The following is a 16,501-nucleotide window of genomic DNA, read 5'->3' on the forward strand; positions in this document are numbered from 1 at the left end:
CTAATCCGATCATCGTCTCTGGGATTCACAATATCATTTTACTTTTCCTGATCATCGCTATTTATAGGTATACAACAATTATTCTCAGGTCATCATTATAACGAACTCTATGCGATTAGACAATACAGTCTGTTCACCAATTAGCCTTTTATTTGTGAAGCTAGACGTTCAATAACACGATCGCGTCCTAAAAGGTAGATCGTATGGTTAAGATCACGTCCATGCATTTCACCTGTCAACGCTACACGGATCGGCATAAATAGTTGTTTGCCTTTAAATCCTGTTTCTTTTTGGACTTCTTTAATCAATGCTGCTGCACGAGTAGGACTGAATTCGTCTGAAGCTTTGATTTTTTCAAGTAAAGCACTAAGCACTGTACTTACATGCTCTTCACCAATAATCAATTGCGATTCATGATCCATTTGTAAATGCGTACGGAAGAACACTTCAGATAATTCTACAATATCGGAAGCAGAAGTCATTTGCTCTTGATACAATGCTACAAGATCGTGTGCCCATTGTTGTTGTTCTTCACTGAGTTCCGCTGGTAAACGTCCTGCTTTTTGCAAATGAGGAACAGCCAACGCTGTAATACGATCTGTATCTGCATTTTTGATATACACATTATTTAAATGAGACAATTTGTGTGTATCAAATACAGCCGGGCTTTTCGATAAGCGTTTAGCATCAAAGATTTTGGTCAATTCTTCACGAGAGAAAATTTCTTCTTCGCCTTCTGGAGACCAGCCTAACAAAGCAATAAAATTAAACATCGCTTCTGGCAAATAACCTAAATTGTCATATTGTTCAATAAACTGAATAATCGACTCATCACGTTTGCTTAACTTTTTATGATTTTCATTCACAATTAGTGTCATATGTCCGAAAATAGGTGCTTCCCAGTTCAACGCTTCATAGATCATCAATTGACGAGGAGTATTGGAAATATGATCTTCTCCACGTAGCACATGAGAGATTTTCATCAAATGGTCATCAATCGCTACCGCAAAGTTATACGTAGGAATACCGTCTTTTTTGACAATAACAAAATCGCCTGTATCTTCAGTTGTGAATGAGATTTCACCTTTAACGATATCATCGAATGTAAATGTTTTGTTTTCCGGTACACGGAAGCGAATACTTGCTACTCTACCTTCTGCTTCAAAAGCAGCACGCTGCTCATCTGTTAGATCACGGTGTTTACCTGAATAGCGAGGATTTTCGCCACGTGCAATTTGCTCTTCACGTTCTTGCTCTAGTTCTTCTTCTGTGCAATAACATTTGTAAGCTAGACCACGATCAAGCAGGTCTTGCCAGTATTCACGATAGATGTCTAGACGTTCTGTCTGACGATAAGGACCATAGTCGCCACCTACATCAATACTTTCATCCCAATTCATACCTAACCATTTCAAATACGTCAGCTGGCTTTCTTCGCCACCTTCAATATTACGTTTGATATCTGTATCTTCAATTCTTATAATGAATTTGCCCCCTTGACTACGAGCAAATAAATAGTTAAATAAGGCTGTACGTGCATTCCCGATGTGTAAATGTCCTGTTGGACTTGGTGCGTATCGAACTCGAATTTCGTTAGTCATTTGTTATTTCCTCCTTCAGTGTATTACGGTTAGTCTCACTTATTACTCTTTAATTAAGCATACCACTGCTTGTGCAGCAATACCTTCTCCACGGCCTGCAAATCCTAATTGTTCTGTAGTCGTTGCTTTTACATTCACCTGATCCAGTTCAGCTTCTAATGCTTTAGCAATCACTTCAACCATTTGCGGAATATAAGGAGCCATTTTAGGTTTTTGCGCAATAATCGTTGCATCGATATTTCCTAGACGATATCCACGCTCACGAATAAGTGCCCATACATGATTAAGCAATTTCAAGCTATCTGCATCTTTAAATTCAGGATCTGTGTCTGGAAAATGTTTACCGATATCTCCCATCGCTAGTGCGCCTAATACCGCATCTGTAATGGCATGTAGTAGCACGTCTGCATCAGAATGACCTAACAATCCTTTTTCATAAGGAAGGGTAATGCCTCCGATAATGCAGTCTCTTCCTTCTACAAGCTGGTGTACATCGAATCCTTGGCCAATACGAATCATTATATTTTCTCTCCCCTACGTTGCAATAAATAAGATGCATAATCCAGATCATCCGGTGTCGTGATTTTGATATTTTCATAACTGCCTTCTACTACGGATACAGTCACACCCATACGTTCAATCAACATGGAGTCATCTGTCCCACGAAATTCTTCAGCTAGTGCTTGTTGATGCGCTTGTTTAAGGTCAGCAGTACGAAACGTTTGCGGTGTCTGAATCGCCCATAATTGACTGCGATCTGGTGTGCTTAAGATATGTTTTTGTAGATCGACTTGTTTGATCGTATCTTTAACCGGTACAGCCAATACAGATGCTCCTGTTGTAACTGCACTGTGATAACAATCCATAATCTGATCCTGTGTTATAAAAGGGCGTACGCCATCATGCACCATGATCCAATTAGAGTGTATATACTGTAAACCGTGAGCAACAGATTCTTGGCGATCATAGCCTCCAACTACCACTTGCTTCACTTTGGTCAGTTTATACTCTGTAATCCAATCCTCACAACGCTGTACATCGTCTTTACCTGTTACAATAACAATTTCATCAATAATAGATGAATGTTCAAAGACTTCCAGTGTATGTATCAGGATCGGCTTATTTTGCAGTCTTAGATATTGCTTACTCTCTGTTGTGCCCATCCGTGAACCTTTACCCGCGGCAACAACAATAACACCTGCTTTATTTTCCATAATCCCCATCCTTAACCTGCTGTCCTGCCCTTTAATAGATATCAAAGTGCCAAACTCCATTCCTTAATAATATACCCCTCTATAGGCACAGCACAACAATTAAAAGGAATTGGCTTTGAATCGTAGCTTATTCCGTACGATATAATTTAGCGAAAATCATTTTTCCATTCGCTGTTTGTAGCACACTGGTCACGATAACTTCGCACTCTCGCCCAATATAAGATTGGCTATCCTCTACCACGATCATTGTTCCATCCTCTAGATAAGCGATACCTTGCCCTGCTTCTTTGCCTGATTTCATAATGGTTGTTTGAACGATTTGTCCTGCACGCAGAATAGGCTTCATAATCGAAGCAAGGGTATGAAGATTCAACACATGGATATGCTGTAGCTGAGCGAGTTGTTGTAGATTACTATCGTTGGTTATAAGCGTAGCTGACTTGTCCAAAGCGAGTCGAATTAACTTGTTGTCTGTATGCTCTGTTTCTTCATACTTTGTATTCTCTATAATGACTTCCAAAGATTCTAATTGTTGCAAATGAGTAATCACTTCAAGTCCTCGTTTTCCACGGTGACGACGTAATGTATCTGAAGAATCGGCAAGAAGTTGTAATTCATGAAGTATAAAATCTGGTACAAGTAATGGTCCTTCGATAAATCGATCCTGACACAATTCTATAATACGCCCATCGATCGCTATATTACTGTCGATCATTTTGTGATCGGTAGAGGGTAGAGATACAGCAACAGGTTCACTTTTCCAAAATGAAAGAATATCCTGACTTTTGGCAAGTCCTATTCGCAGTCCAATATAACCAAAAATACTCATCAAAATAGCTCTAATAATTTCTCCTATACTCCCTAACCATATCATAATAAATGAACTCAGTAAGCCCACAAGCAAGCCTATCGTTAGTCCAATCGTTCCTGTCATCACAAGTGAAATAGGTACAGTGAGTAAATGATTCTTGGTATACTCCACATAATAAACGAGCTTACGTACACTCAGTACAGCTACCGTCAATACTACAATCACAAATGCTAGACTAATCCATAGTTCATTCATACCTTCTTGTGCTTGGATCCATCCTTTGGGCGATCCTATTAATTGTTGCCACATGCTTTTAATCTCCTTACATTATCTATTTTTTCCATGAAAAAAAAGCATTCATTTCCCGGGAAGTAGAGAAATAAATGCTTTTAAGCATAACATGTGCTGTAAAAGTTATCGAAGTGATTCTTTTTCTTTTTTAGAACGTCGACGAATGAGGCGGTCTATACTTTGCTTCACGCCCAATAACGCATATAACGCTAACGGCACAAAAATTAATTTGGATACCTGATTAGGAAACATCACTGCAATAAAGACCGCAGCAATAATGACCCAAGGAGCTAACCATAAAGCTTTACGTGGAATACCTGCTTTTTTGAAATTAGGATAGCGCACACGACTGACCATCAAATAAGACAATAAAATAGTACTTATAATCATATACGGTGTAGTCACATCATTATGAAATAAAGACAATGTAGCTAACACACCACCAGCTGCTGGAATAGGTAATCCTGTGAAATACCCTGGAACCCCAGCCCGTACATTAAATCTTGCTAGACGAAGTGCTCCACACATTGGAAAAATTAAAGATGCCGAAATAGCTAATACCGGATTTAACTCTTTAAATGCTATATCATACATAATAATAATAGGTGCTACGCCAAAAGAAACAAGATCAGACAGTGAATCCAACTCTTTTCCAAACTCACTCTGTGCATTAAGCGCACGTGCCATACGACCGTCCAGACCGTCCATCAACATCGCTATTATGATCATAATGGCTGCAAGACTGTAATTATCATTAAGCGCCATTAGAATAGCTACCATCCCAAGACATAAGTTAAATAACGTACAAATGTTTGGAATTGACTTTGTTATCATTTTTTCACCTCAAAGATGGATATATTAACCAGTTCATCTCACGATTGTAGCTAAATTAAATTTGTCTGTCAATGAATACTTGATCTTGGATGCGATGTAACCCTGCTCGAATCGTCCGTGCTCGTACTTCCCCAATACCTTCTACCTCATCCAAATCATCAATACTTGCTGCAATCACATGATGCAATGCACCAAAGCGTTCCACCAAATTATGAATAATCACATTCGGCAAACGTGGAATTTTGCTAAGTACGCGATATCCTCTAGAAGAAATAACTTCTTCAGATTGAGCTGCTGCTGTCGGATACCCTAACAACTTAATAATTTGTGTAATATCTAACAATTCGTTTTCTGTTGTACGTTTGAGACTGTTGGTGATTTCATTAAGACGTTCATCGCTACTATCCCGACCATAGTCTTTAAGCAACAATAGAAATTCTTCTTCGGTATTGCCAATTAATTCTTCCATTTGCATGGTGATAAGACGACCTTCAACACCCAACTCATTAACATAACGCCGAATCTCTGTCTGTATACGTAGTACCATTTCTACACGTTGTACTACACCTGCTACTTCTGTAATCGTCACTAATTGTTCGAACTCAGAAGCTGTCAGGTTGGTAAAGGATTGACTCAACACCGCCCGATAACGTTCCAATGTCTGAATCGCTTGATTGGCTTTGGTCAAAATAACACCAATTTCTTTCAGTGCATATCTAAGATTACCCTGATATAGCGTAATGATATTCCGACGCTGTGAAATCGAAATGACTAACTCTCCTGTTTGCTTGGCTACACGCTCTGCCGTACGGTGACGAATCCCTGTTTCGGATGAAGATATCGAAGAATCAGGAATCAACTGTGTATTCGCATATAAAATACGCTTGAGATCATCACTTAAAATGATCGCTCCATCCATTTTGCCCAGTTCGTACAGATAGTTTGGTGAAAAATCACAGTCAATTGAGAATCCTCCATCGACAACTTCTCTAACTTGCGGGCTGTAACCAACCACAATCAATGCTCCTGTTTTGGCACGCAATACATTCTCTAATCCATCGCGAAAAGCTGTACCAGGCGCAACCATTTTCAACAAATTATTCATCTTCTCAAGCTGACTGAGTTCTTTCATCATTATGTCCCCCTAATCTAACGCAGCCTTTAATGCTTCTGCTACTGTATTAATACCGATTAATTGTATACCTTTAGGATGCTTCCATCCTTTCAGACTTTTTTCGGGTAAAATCACTCGTTTAAATCCTAACTTGGCAGCTTCTTTAACCCGTTGTTCTGCCCGAGATACACCACGCACTTCGCCAGTCAATCCAATTTCTCCAAATATCACATCATCTGGTTTGGTCGGAACGTCTTTGAAGCTAGAAGCTAGACTGACTGCAATCGCTAGATCTACAGCAGGTTCATCTAATTTCACTCCGCCTGCTACATTCAGATAAGCATCCTGATTTTGTAGAAACATCCCCATCCGCTTTTCCAATACGGCAATAATCAGACTCAATCGGTTATGATCAACACCTGTTCCCATACGACGTGGAGAAGGAAAATGAGTTGCAGCAACAAGCGCTTGCAGTTCAACAAGCATAGGGCGTGTGCCTTCCATACTAGCAACCACTGTAGAGCCGGCTACACCTATCGAACGTTCTGATATAAATAATTCAGACGGATTGGAGACTTCGATCAATCCATCTTCATGCATTTCAAAAATACCCATTTCATTGGTAGAACCAAAGCGATTTTTAACAGCTCTTAATATTCTGTACGTATGATGACGTTCCCCTTCAAAATAAAGTACACAGTCTACCATATGTTCAAGCATCCTTGGGCCTGCAATTGCACCTTCTTTGGTAACATGCCCTACAAGCACTGTAGCCACTCCACGAATTTTGGCTACTCTCATAAATCGTGATGTACACTCACGTACTTGAGATACACTACCTGGTGCACTAGTAACTTCAGGTTGATATACCGTCTGTATAGAATCGATCACTAGAAAATGAGGATCTAATTGATCAATCGCTTCTTCGATCAGATCCATATTACTTTCACAAAGTACAAATAATTGATCTGATAAAGCTCCAAGACGTTCTGCACGTAACTTGGTCTGTCTTACCGACTCTTCTCCTGATATATAAAGAACACGTAATCCAGCTTGTGTTAGCGCATAGGAAGTTTGTAATAACAATGTAGACTTACCGATACCCGGATCTCCACCGACTAAGACTAGCGAACCTGGAACAACACCACCACCTAATACACGGTTTAGTTCTCCAATCCCTGTCTGGATGCGAGGTTCTTTGCCGCTTTCAATTTCTGTAATGGCTTGCGGTTTTTGCTTCGTCTGTGTCTGAAATAAAGAAGAATTCATCCCTTGTGTTTTTACATTGCTTTCTTTTTCTTCAACCATACTATTCCAAGACTGACATCCCGGACATTTACCATACCATTTTGGAGATTCGTATCCACATTCTGTACAAAAAAACTTGGTTTTGACTTTAGCCATGGATAACTCCCTCTATATTGATGTCAACTTATTATAAGCTTAACATTCTATACGTTTTATCGTAAAACAATATTGTAAACTTTACATCTTTGCGATACATCTTCTCTATTATAACATCAAAAAGGTTGATCCCGGAGCAATTTCTGCTCTCAAGGACCAACCTTTAGTTAGACGTAAATGATGATAAATAAGTTACACTTAGTTCGAAGATTTAGCTTCATCCGATGTAGATTCATCAATCGAAATGTTTTCTACAGGTGCTTCTGTTTTAGCTACTTTCTCTACAGTCAAAGCACCGTCTTTTTCATCGATGATCAACGTATCTCCTTTGACAATACCACCTGTTAACAATTCTTCAGACAATTTGTCTTCGATATGTTTTTGGATTGCACGACGTAATGGACGTGCACCATAAGCAGGATCGAATCCTTCTTTTGCCAAGAATGCTTTAGCTGTATCTGTCAAAGTAAAGTCTACTGCATATTCACGTAGACGTTTACGCAATTCTTCAGACATTAACGTTACGATTTCAGCAATATGTTTTTGTTCCAAGGAGTGGAATACAATTGTATCATCAATCCGGTTCAAGAACTCAGGACGGAAACTACGTTTCAGTTCATCGGTTACTTTACCCTTCATGTTTTTGTAATCTGCCCCAGAATCTACAGCAGCTGTAAATCCAAGCGTAGAATTACGACGAATTGCATCTGCACCGACGTTGGAAGTCAAAATAATCAACGTATTACGGAAATCGACAACACGTCCTTTAGAATCGGTAAGACGTCCATCTTCTAATACTTGTAACAAGATATTAAATACTTCTGGGTGAGCTTTTTCAATCTCATCCAATAGCACTACAGAATACGGTTTGCGACGTACTTTCTCTGTCAATTGGCCGCCTTCTTCATAGCCTACATATCCTGGAGGAGCCCCTACTAAACGTGAAGTAGAATGTTTCTCCATGTATTCAGACATATCGATACGAATAATCGCATTTTCATCACCAAACATAGATTCTGCCAAAGCACGAGCCAATTCTGTTTTACCAACCCCTGTAGGTCCTAAGAAAATAAAGGAACCCATTGGACGTTTAGGATCTTTCAATCCAGCACGAGCACGACGAATCGCACGGCTAACAGCTACAACAGCTTCATCTTGACCGATAACACGTTGGTGCAACAGTTCTTCCATGTTCAATAGACGATCTGTTTCTTCTTCTTTCAATTTCGTTACCGGAATACCTGTCCAGCTTGCTACGATATCAGCAATATCTTCTGGAGTTACTTCAGAATCCGTACGACCTTGTTTTTCTTTCCACTGATTTTTCGTTGTATCTAATTCTTCACGAATTTTTTGTTCTGTATCACGTAAAGCAGCTGCTTTTTCAAACTCTTGGCTTTGTACAGCAGCATCTTTCTCTTTACGGATATCTTCTAAGCGACTTTCCAATTGTTTAAGATTTGGCGGGATTGTATAAGAGTTTAATCTTACTTTAGATCCTGCTTCATCGATCAAATCAATCGCTTTATCTGGTAAGAAACGATCTGTGATATAACGATCAGACAATTTAACAGCTTGTACAATCGCTTCATCTGTAATTTTTACACGGTGATGAGCTTCATAACGATCGCGCAATCCCATTAAGATCTGAACCGCTTCATCAGGTGAAGGTTGATCTACAGTAATAGGTTGGAAACGACGTTCTAAGGCTGCATCTTTTTCGATATATTTACGGTACTCATCAAGTGTTGTCGCACCGATACATTGTAGTTCACCACGAGCCAATGCTGGTTTCAAAATATTAGAAGCATCAATAGCACCTTCAGCTCCACCAGCACCAATCAACGTATGCAACTCATCAATAAACAGTACGATGTTACCTGCTTGACGAATTTCATCCATGATTTTTTTCAAACGATCTTCAAATTCACCGCGATATTTAGTTCCAGCAACTACAGAACCCATATCTAGAGTCATTACACGTTTGTCGCGCAATGTTTCTGGAATTTCATTATTGATAATTTTTTGTGCTAATCCTTCAGCGATTGCTGTTTTACCAACCCCTGGTTCACCGATCAACACTGGATTGTTTTTGGTACGACGACTAAGCACTTGAATGACACGCTCAATCTCTTTGCTACGTCCAATTACAGGATCCAAGTTGCTATCTTTAGCGATAGCTGTCAAATCACGTGCCAAGCTATCTAGAGTAGGTGTACTCACGTTAGCTGGTGTACCATGATGACTAGATACCGCTTCATTGCTACCAAGCAATTGCAATACTTGTTGACGAGCTTTGTTTAAGCTAATACCTAGATTATTAAGAACACGAGCGGCTACACCTTCACCTTCACGAATCAATCCCAATAAAATGTGCTCTGTACCTACATAGGTATGACCCAATTTACGAGCTTCATCCATAGAAAGTTCAATAACTTTTTTCGCACGTGGTGTATAAGCGATATTAGTAGGTTGTTCTTGCCCTCTACCGATCAATGATTCTACTTCATCTTGAATTTTTTCAAGTCCAAGACCTAGACCGATAAGTGCTTTGGCTGCAATGCCTTCACCTTCACGAATCAAACCAAGCAAAATATGCTCTGTACCAATATTATTGTGACCCAAACGAACTGCCTCTTCTTGTGCCAACGCAAGAACCTTTTGCGCACGTTCCGTAAATCTACCAAACATCATATCTAAAGCACCTCCACGGTTTAGTCTTGTACGTTTACATTACTTAATGTATTACGGATCAGTTGCGCTCGGTACATATCGCTTTCTCCTGACCCCATTTTAACACCGAATGTTTTCTGAAGAAAACCCGGTTGTGTCATTATCGTTAATTCGTTCATTTGTGTAACAGAAGCTTTATCTATAAGACCAAGGTCTACACCCAAGCGTACATCGGAAATGCGTTGAAAAGCTTCTTTGGAATCCATCATCGTTGAATAAGAAAGTATTCCATACGAACGCATAATTCGATCAGTTACACGCAATTTGGATTCGCTTAGCAAACGACTGCGAGCATGTTGTTCATACTCTATCAGTTGTAAAACAACGCTGTGCAAGTTATCAATGATTTCTTCTTCAGCTAAGCCCAATGTAATCTGGTTGGAAATTTGAAAAATATTTCCGATCGCTTCGCTACCTTCTCCGTATAGACCTCGTACAGCAAGCCCTACTTGAGATACAGCAGATAACACACGCCCTACCTGATTCATAATAGCCAGTGCAGGTAGATGGAGCATTACAGACACTCTAAGCCCTGTACCTACATTAGTTGGACAACTTGTCAGATAACCTCTACGATCATCGAAAGCAAAGTCCACTACTTCTTCAAAAGCATCATCAATTTGAGTCGCACGTTCCCATGCTTCTTGCAATTGAAATCCAGGATATAAACACTGGATACGCAAATGATCTTCTTCATTTACCATGATACTAACAGATTCATCATCAGTTAGCAGAACAGCTCCACTTTTGGAATCATTCAGTAAATTGGGACTGATCAAATGTTTCTCCATTAACACTTGGCGATCTACATCTTCTAATTCATCTAAAAGCAATGGCTCGAACGGTCCCAAATCTTGAAGTGCTTGATTACTCAACACTTCTGTTAACTGGTTCCGTACATCTTGCGCCTGCTCCATATTTGCCAGAATCGGGAAAGGGTGATGTATCAGATTACGGGCTATACGCACCCGACTACTGATCACAACATCCGAATATTCTCCGCCCTTTTGCATCCAATCGCTCAAAGGTTTTTCTGTAAAACGGAGATTCGGCATAAGTTATTCCTCCTTATGACTCCTGTGAAATTTGTTTTTCTAGCTCGCGTATTTCATCTCTCAAATGTGCGGCTTCTTCAAATTCCTCTTCAGCAATACGTTCTTTTAATTCTTGCTTTAAGTCACTCATTTGACGCTTGATTTTAACTTTGACTCCACTTCGTTTAGGAAGCTTGCCAGCATGAGAAGTGCTGCCATGTACTCTTTTAAAAAGAGGATCTAATTGATTATCAAACGTTTTATAACATGAACTACACCCAAATCGTCCTAATTTACGAAATTGAGTATATGTCATACCACATTCTTCACAATGAACATCTTCACTACATTGCCCGGCAAGTTGCCCTTTACTACTAGAATCAAAATCCATTAGACCAGATAGTAGACTATGAATCGAAAAGCCTCCGGAAGTTCCCGGAATCAATTCGCCTTTTTCACGAGCACAAGTCTCACAAATATGAAACTCATTTTTTTCACCGTTAACAATTTTAGTAAAATGAAGAGTTGCCGGTCTTACCTGACATTCTTGACAAATCATCACGTATTGCCCCTTTCTCCCGAATGATTAGGGACGAAGCAGTGCAATTAACATCGCCTTCATCATTCTTGCACGGATCTCATCCCTGTAGGGAAGCTTGATCGAAATAACATCTCTACATACTGCTGCACGCATCAGTTCTGCTTCACGATTGGAAATGACTCTAGCTTCAAGTAACTGATATACCAAACCTTCAGCAGCTGTCTGGCTCATATGCTGTCCAATACTCTCATGAATATGAGTATGAAGAATAGCTTGAGCAGGCAATTCAAGACGCCGGATACGAATATAACCACCGCCACCGCGCTTGCTTTCAACCAGATATCCTTTTTCCAATGTAAAACGTGTACTAATTACATAATTGATCTGCGAAGGTACACAAGAGAATTGATCAGCTAAATCATTACGCTGTATCTCGACTGCTCCCTCTCCACTATCTTGCAGCATTCGTTTTAGATATTGTTCGATAATGTCGGAGATATTACGCATTGTATATTCCTCCATCATGTTTAAAACATTTACTTATTCTAACTTTGACCCATTTATCATAAGTTCAAAATAGCAGATAGATATCACTTAACCATAAACCTAATCGTAAGAAACCAAAGAAGATATACAGTTTGATGATACAGCAATAGATTCATGAATAATCTGATCATTATAATCAAAAGTTCATAAATCCTATTTAACATCAAACCATCAGATATATTCATATCTCGCAATAACTAGATCAGTTATCACTTTGAATAGTCGCTGACTTTGACTTTCTTTGACTTTAATTAATTATAACATATTTTCAGAATTTGCCAAGGGGTTTACACAAAATATAATATAGAAAATCATATTTTTAAGAATTTAGTTGTATACAACCTATCAGAAATAAAAATTAGTTGCAAGTATCCCTTGACACTTTTTTTAAAAGTACGCTACAATACAACAAATTCAATACTATGAAACGGCCATCGAAAGGAATCCAACCTGGAGGCGTTCTCGGCAAGAAGCAGCAAAGAAATGATAGATTTCTACTTGTTGCTTCCTAAGTTAAACGGTTTTCGCCCGTTATCGCGAAACCTAAGAGGATCAGATACTATAAAGTATTTGATCAAGTTGGGTGGCACCGCGAGCAAAAAGCTCCTCGTCCCAAGTGATGAGGAGCTTTTTTGTGCATTTTACCTTTCAATTTGAAAAAGGAGCGGTGATTTATGTTAGACATCCAGTATATTAAAAATCATTTTACAGAACTACAAGAGGTGGCTGATCAGAAAAAAATAGACGTATCGATCACAACTCTTCTTGAAAAAAACCAGCTCAAAAATCAATATTTACAGCAGATCGAACAATTGCGTCAGCAACGAAATCAGTTAACACATACTATTAGTGGTCATATGCAACAACAGTCGTTATTACCCACAGAAGCGATCCAAGCCCTTAAAGATCAAGTCAAACAAATCAATCAAGAACTTCAACAATTGGAACAAGAAAGTAAAGTTGTTCAACAGGAATATACTCAACTGATGGAACTTGTTCCTAATTATGTTTCTCCAGACACGCCTCAAGGACAATCGGATAAAGATAATGTAGTCATTCGTACATGGAGTACACCACCAGAGTTCCCATTCGCTTTTAAAGATCATATAGAATTAGGTGAGATCCATCAGATGATCGATACTTCTAGAGGAGTAAGAGTAGCGGGGAGTCGTAATTATTATTTAACAGGTATAGGTGCTTTGCTACACCGGGCAGTACAACAACTTGCTTTGGATCTATTACTGGGCAAAGGTTATCTTCCTATGGAGGTTCCTACATTAGTAAGAAGTTCGGCTCTAAGCAATACAGCTTTCTTTCCTTTAGGAATAGATCAGACTTTTAAAATAGAAAACGAAGATAAATGGTTAACAGGAACCTCTGAAGTAGCTCTCGTCTCTTATTATCAAAATGAGATCATTGACCTTTCTCAAGATGCTATTCGATTAGCCGCTGTTTCTCAAAATTTCCGTAGCGAAGTAGGATCAACAGGTAAAGACGTGCGGGGACTATATAGAGTCCATCAGTTCGCCAAAGTAGAACAAGTCATTTTTTGCGAAGCAAATGCTGAAATATCTGAACACATTCACCAAGAGATTACAGCTAATGCTGAAGAGTTACTTCAATTATTAGAACTTCCTTATCAAGTGGTAGCCGTATGTACAGGAGACATGTCTCAAAAAACCTACAAACAATATGATATTGAAACATGGATGCCGAGCAGACAAAGTTATGGAGAAACCCATTCTTCTTCTAATATTCATGATTTTCAAGCTAGACGAGCCAATATACGTTACAAAGATAGTGAAGGTAATATTCAATATTGTCATACGCTGAATAACACAGCCGTCGCTTCACCACGTATACTAATCCCTTTATTGGAAAATCATCAGTATGAAGACGGAAGCATCTATATTCCATTAGCGCTCCGTCCTTATCTCAATAATAAAGCAAAATTAGCAAATCCTAATTTTCTTTAAATTGTATATGAAAAAAAGGACATCTTTGATTTAAAAGATGTCCTTTTTTTTAAGCTAGTATAAGTATGTTCAAGTAATACACTCTATTGATCTAGCTCAATATATATTTAATAGCATCATGTAAGTTACTTTATACTTTCAAAAGTATTATTTTTCATTTCTAGCATCTGTTAAGTCAGTTCGTAAATCAATTTTTTCTATAGAGATTATATAGATATTCCATATATTTTGTACTATATCTAAACAAAGTAAACCAATTAACAAAAACAAATCAAAAAAAGAGTGACTCCTCATTAGAGGAATCACTCTTTGGGTCTTGCTCGTTGCTTGGCAACGTCCTACTCTCCCAGGACCCTGCGGTCCAAGTACCATCGGCGCTGGAGGGCTTAACGGTCGTGTTCGGGATGGGTACGTGTGGAACCCCTCCGCCATCATTACCAAACAGTCAGGCTGTGTTGCTCCCTGAAAACTGAATCCGAAAACTGAAACATCGCGTTTGTAGATTTTGGATAAGCCCTCGACCGATTAGTATTGGTCAGCTCCATGCCTTGCGGCACTTCCACCCCCAACCTATCAACCTCGTCGTCTACAAGGGGTCTTACATACTGGGAAATCTCATCTTGAGGGGGGCTTCACGCTTAGATGCTTTCAGCGCTTATCCCTTCCGCACGTAGCTACCCAGCGATGCTCCTGGCGGAACAACTGGTACACCAGCGGTGCGTCCATCCCGGTCCTCTCGTACTAAGGACAGCTCCTCTCAAATTTCCTACGCCCACGACAGATAGGGACCGAACTGTCTCACGACGTTCTGAACCCAGCTCGCGTACCGCTTTAATGGGCGAACAGCCCAACCCTTGGGACCTACTTCAGCCCCAGGATGCGATGAGCCGACATCGAGGTGCCAAACCTCCCCGTCGATGTGGACTCTTGGGGGAGATAAGCCTGTTATCCCCAGGGTAGCTTTTATCCGTTGAGCGATGGCCCTTCCATGCGGTACCACCGGATCACTAAGCCCGACTTTCGTCCCTGCTCGACGTGTCTGTCTCGCAGTCAAGCTCCCTTATGCCTTTACACTCTTCGAATGATTTCCAACCATTCTGAGGGAACCTTAGGGCGCCTCCGTTACACTTTAGGAGGCGACCGCCCCAGTCAAACTGCCCACCTGACACGGTCCCTGTACCGGATCACGGTACGAGGTTAGAACTCAAATGCGATCAGGGTGGTATCCCAACGGCGCCTCAACCGAAGCTTGCGCTCCGGTTTCTACGGCTCCCACCTATCCTGTACAAATCGCACCCCAGTTCAATATCAAGTTGCAGTAAAGCTCCATGGGGTCTTTCCGTCTTGTCGCGGGTAACCTGCATCTTCACAGGTATTAAAATTTCACCGGATCTCTCGTTGAGACAGCGCCCAAATCGTTACGCCATTCGTGCGGGTCAGAATTTACCTGACAAGGAATTTCGCTACCTTAGGACCGTTATAGTTACGGCCGCCGTTTACTGGGGCTTCGGTTCATAGCTTCGCTTGCGCTAACCACTCCCCTTAACCTTCCAGCACCGGGCAGGCGTCAGCCCGTATACTTCGCCTTGCGGCTTCGCACAGACCTGTGTTTTTGCTAAACAGTCGCTTGGGCCTTTTCACTGCGGCCCCCTCGTGCTATTCACACTACCGGGGCACCCCTTCTCCCGAAGTTACGGGGTCATTTTGCCGAGTTCCTTAACGAGAGTTCTTCCGCGCGCCTTAGAATTCTCTTCTCACCCACCTGTGTCGGTTTACGGTACGGGCACCTGCTTCCTGGCTAGAGACTTTTCTTGGCAGTGTGAAATCATGACCTTCGCTACTACAATTTTCGCTCCTCATCACAGCCTGGCCTTGTGATATGCGGATTTGCCTACATACCAGCCTCACTGCTTGAACGGACATCCATCAGTCCGCGTCACTATCCTCCTGCGTCATCCCATTGCTCATAACGGCTTTCGGTGGTACAGGAATTTCAACCTGTTGTCCGTCGACTACGCCTTTCGGCCTCGCCTTAGGTCCCGACTTACCCTGAGAGGACGAGCCTTCCTCAGGAATCCTTGGGTTTTCGGCGGATCAGATTCTCACTGATCTTTTCGTTACTCATACCGGCATTCTCACTTGAATGAGGTCCAGCGCTCCTTGCGGTACACCTTCAATCTTCATTCAACGCTCCCCTACCCCTGATACAAAGTATCAAGCCATAGCTTCGGTGGTGTGTTTAGCCCCGTTACATTTTCGGCGCAAAGTCACTCGACCAGTGAGCTATTACGCACTCTTTCAATGGTGGCTGCTTCTAAGCCAACATCCTGGTTGTCTGTGCAACTTCACATCCTTTCCCACTTAACACACACTTGGGGACCTTAGCTGATGGTCTGGGCTGT

12 protein-coding genes and 2 rRNA genes (1 of these 14 only partly in view) are annotated in these 16,501 nt (G+C 40.7%); 1 reads left to right on the forward strand and 13 read right to left on the reverse strand.

Features of this window, described 5'->3' with window-relative positions:
• Positions 1 to 140 precede the first annotated feature (140 nt).
• The 11 genes from gltX to PO903_RS02285 form a co-directional block, all read right to left on the reverse strand.
• Entirely contained in the window at positions 141 to 1,601 is a 1,461-nt protein-coding gene (gene gltX, locus PO903_RS02235) for a glutamate--tRNA ligase (protein ID WP_273592463.1), read from the reverse strand.
• Positions 1,602 to 1,643: 42 nt separating this feature from the next.
• Positions 1,644 to 2,120, reverse strand: a complete 477-nt coding sequence (ispF, locus tag PO903_RS02240; RefSeq protein WP_273592464.1) for a 2-C-methyl-D-erythritol 2,4-cyclodiphosphate synthase — start codon at positions 2,118 to 2,120, stop codon at positions 1,644 to 1,646.
• The gene (gene ispD, locus PO903_RS02245) at positions 2,120 to 2,815 is read right to left on the reverse strand and encodes a 2-C-methyl-D-erythritol 4-phosphate cytidylyltransferase (RefSeq protein WP_273592465.1); all 696 of its coding nucleotides are present in this window, start codon (positions 2,813 to 2,815) and stop codon (positions 2,120 to 2,122) included. Before ispD ends, ispF begins: the two co-directional genes overlap by 1 nt.
• Before the next feature lie 127 nt (positions 2,816 to 2,942).
• Entirely contained in the window at positions 2,943 to 3,935 is a 993-nt protein-coding gene (locus PO903_RS02250; RefSeq protein ID WP_273592466.1) for a PIN/TRAM domain-containing protein, read from the reverse strand.
• 105 nt (positions 3,936 to 4,040) lie between these two features.
• Positions 4,041 to 4,751 (reverse strand): CDP-diacylglycerol--serine O-phosphatidyltransferase, encoded by a 711-nt coding sequence (pssA, locus tag PO903_RS02255; RefSeq protein WP_069328328.1) that lies wholly within the window; start codon positions 4,749 to 4,751, stop codon positions 4,041 to 4,043.
• Positions 4,752 to 4,806: 55 nt separating this feature from the next.
• Positions 4,807 to 5,883, reverse strand: a complete 1,077-nt coding sequence (gene disA / locus PO903_RS02260; protein WP_069328327.1) for a DNA integrity scanning diadenylate cyclase DisA — start codon at positions 5,881 to 5,883, stop codon at positions 4,807 to 4,809.
• Between the two features lie 12 nt (positions 5,884 to 5,895).
• Complete coding sequence (radA, locus tag PO903_RS02265) at positions 5,896 to 7,269, reverse strand: DNA repair protein RadA (protein WP_069328326.1); 1,374 nt, start codon at positions 7,267 to 7,269, stop codon at positions 5,896 to 5,898.
• Between the two features lie 198 nt (positions 7,270 to 7,467).
• Positions 7,468 to 9,963 (reverse strand): ATP-dependent protease ATP-binding subunit ClpC, encoded by a 2,496-nt coding sequence (gene clpC, locus PO903_RS02270; RefSeq protein WP_069328325.1) that lies wholly within the window; start codon positions 9,961 to 9,963, stop codon positions 7,468 to 7,470.
• A 20-nt stretch (positions 9,964 to 9,983) separates the two neighbouring features.
• Positions 9,984 to 11,057: a protein arginine kinase gene (gene mcsB / locus PO903_RS02275; RefSeq protein ID WP_069328324.1), complete on the reverse strand. Its 1,074-nt coding sequence runs from the start codon at positions 11,055 to 11,057 to the stop codon at positions 9,984 to 9,986.
• Between the two features lie 13 nt (positions 11,058 to 11,070).
• Positions 11,071 to 11,595 (reverse strand): protein-arginine kinase activator protein McsA, encoded by a 525-nt coding sequence (gene mcsA / locus PO903_RS02280; protein WP_069328323.1) that lies wholly within the window; start codon positions 11,593 to 11,595, stop codon positions 11,071 to 11,073.
• Positions 11,596 to 11,622: 27 nt separating this feature from the next.
• Entirely contained in the window at positions 11,623 to 12,084 is a 462-nt protein-coding gene (locus tag PO903_RS02285) for a CtsR family transcriptional regulator (RefSeq protein ID WP_069328322.1), read from the reverse strand.
• A gap of 713 nt (positions 12,085 to 12,797) precedes the next feature.
• Here PO903_RS02285 and serS point away from each other — a divergent pair.
• On the forward strand, positions 12,798 to 14,099 hold the full coding sequence (serS, locus tag PO903_RS02290; protein ID WP_273592467.1) for a serine--tRNA ligase: 1,302 nt from the start codon (positions 12,798 to 12,800) through the stop codon (positions 14,097 to 14,099).
• A 325-nt stretch (positions 14,100 to 14,424) separates the two neighbouring features.
• Here serS and rrf read toward each other — a convergent pair.
• A 5S ribosomal RNA gene (rrf, locus tag PO903_RS02295) occupies positions 14,425 to 14,541 on the reverse strand.
• A gap of 63 nt (positions 14,542 to 14,604) precedes the next feature.
• Positions 14,605 to 16,501, reverse strand: a 23S ribosomal RNA gene (locus PO903_RS02300) (it continues 1,026 nt past the right edge of the window).

The organism is Paenibacillus sp. PK4536, assembly GCF_028594455.2.
GTDB classification, from domain to species: domain Bacteria; phylum Bacillota; class Bacilli; order Paenibacillales; family Paenibacillaceae; genus Saccharibacillus; species Saccharibacillus nuruki.

Bases quoted from the DNA above. Each gene is read 5' to 3' on its own strand.
- ispF (WP_273592464.1), bottom strand. From the start codon at position 2,120: ATGATTCGTATTGGCCAAGGATTCGATGTACACCAGCTTGTAGAAGGA.
- mcsB (WP_069328324.1), bottom strand. From the start codon at position 11,057: ATGCCGAATCTCCGTTTTACAGAAAAACCTTTGAGCGATTGGATGCAA.
- pssA (WP_069328328.1), bottom strand. From the start codon at position 4,751: ATGATAACAAAGTCAATTCCAAACATTTGTACGTTATTTAACTTATGT.
- PO903_RS02285 (WP_069328322.1), bottom strand. From the start codon at position 12,084: ATGCGTAATATCTCCGACATTATCGAACAATATCTAAAACGAATGCTG.
- PO903_RS02250 (WP_273592466.1), bottom strand. From the start codon at position 3,935: ATGTGGCAACAATTAATAGGATCGCCCAAAGGATGGATCCAAGCACAA.
- serS (WP_273592467.1), top strand. From the start codon at position 12,798: ATGTTAGACATCCAGTATATTAAAAATCATTTTACAGAACTACAAGAG.
- clpC (WP_069328325.1), bottom strand. From the start codon at position 9,963: ATGATGTTTGGTAGATTTACGGAACGTGCGCAAAAGGTTCTTGCGTTG.
- radA (WP_069328326.1), bottom strand. From the start codon at position 7,269: ATGGCTAAAGTCAAAACCAAGTTTTTTTGTACAGAATGTGGATACGAA.
- disA (WP_069328327.1), bottom strand. From the start codon at position 5,883: ATGAAAGAACTCAGTCAGCTTGAGAAGATGAATAATTTGTTGAAAATG.
- mcsA (WP_069328323.1), bottom strand. From the start codon at position 11,595: ATGATTTGTCAAGAATGTCAGGTAAGACCGGCAACTCTTCATTTTACT.
- ispD (WP_273592465.1), bottom strand. From the start codon at position 2,815: ATGGAAAATAAAGCAGGTGTTATTGTTGTTGCCGCGGGTAAAGGTTCA.
- gltX (WP_273592463.1), bottom strand. From the start codon at position 1,601: ATGACTAACGAAATTCGAGTTCGATACGCACCAAGTCCAACAGGACAT.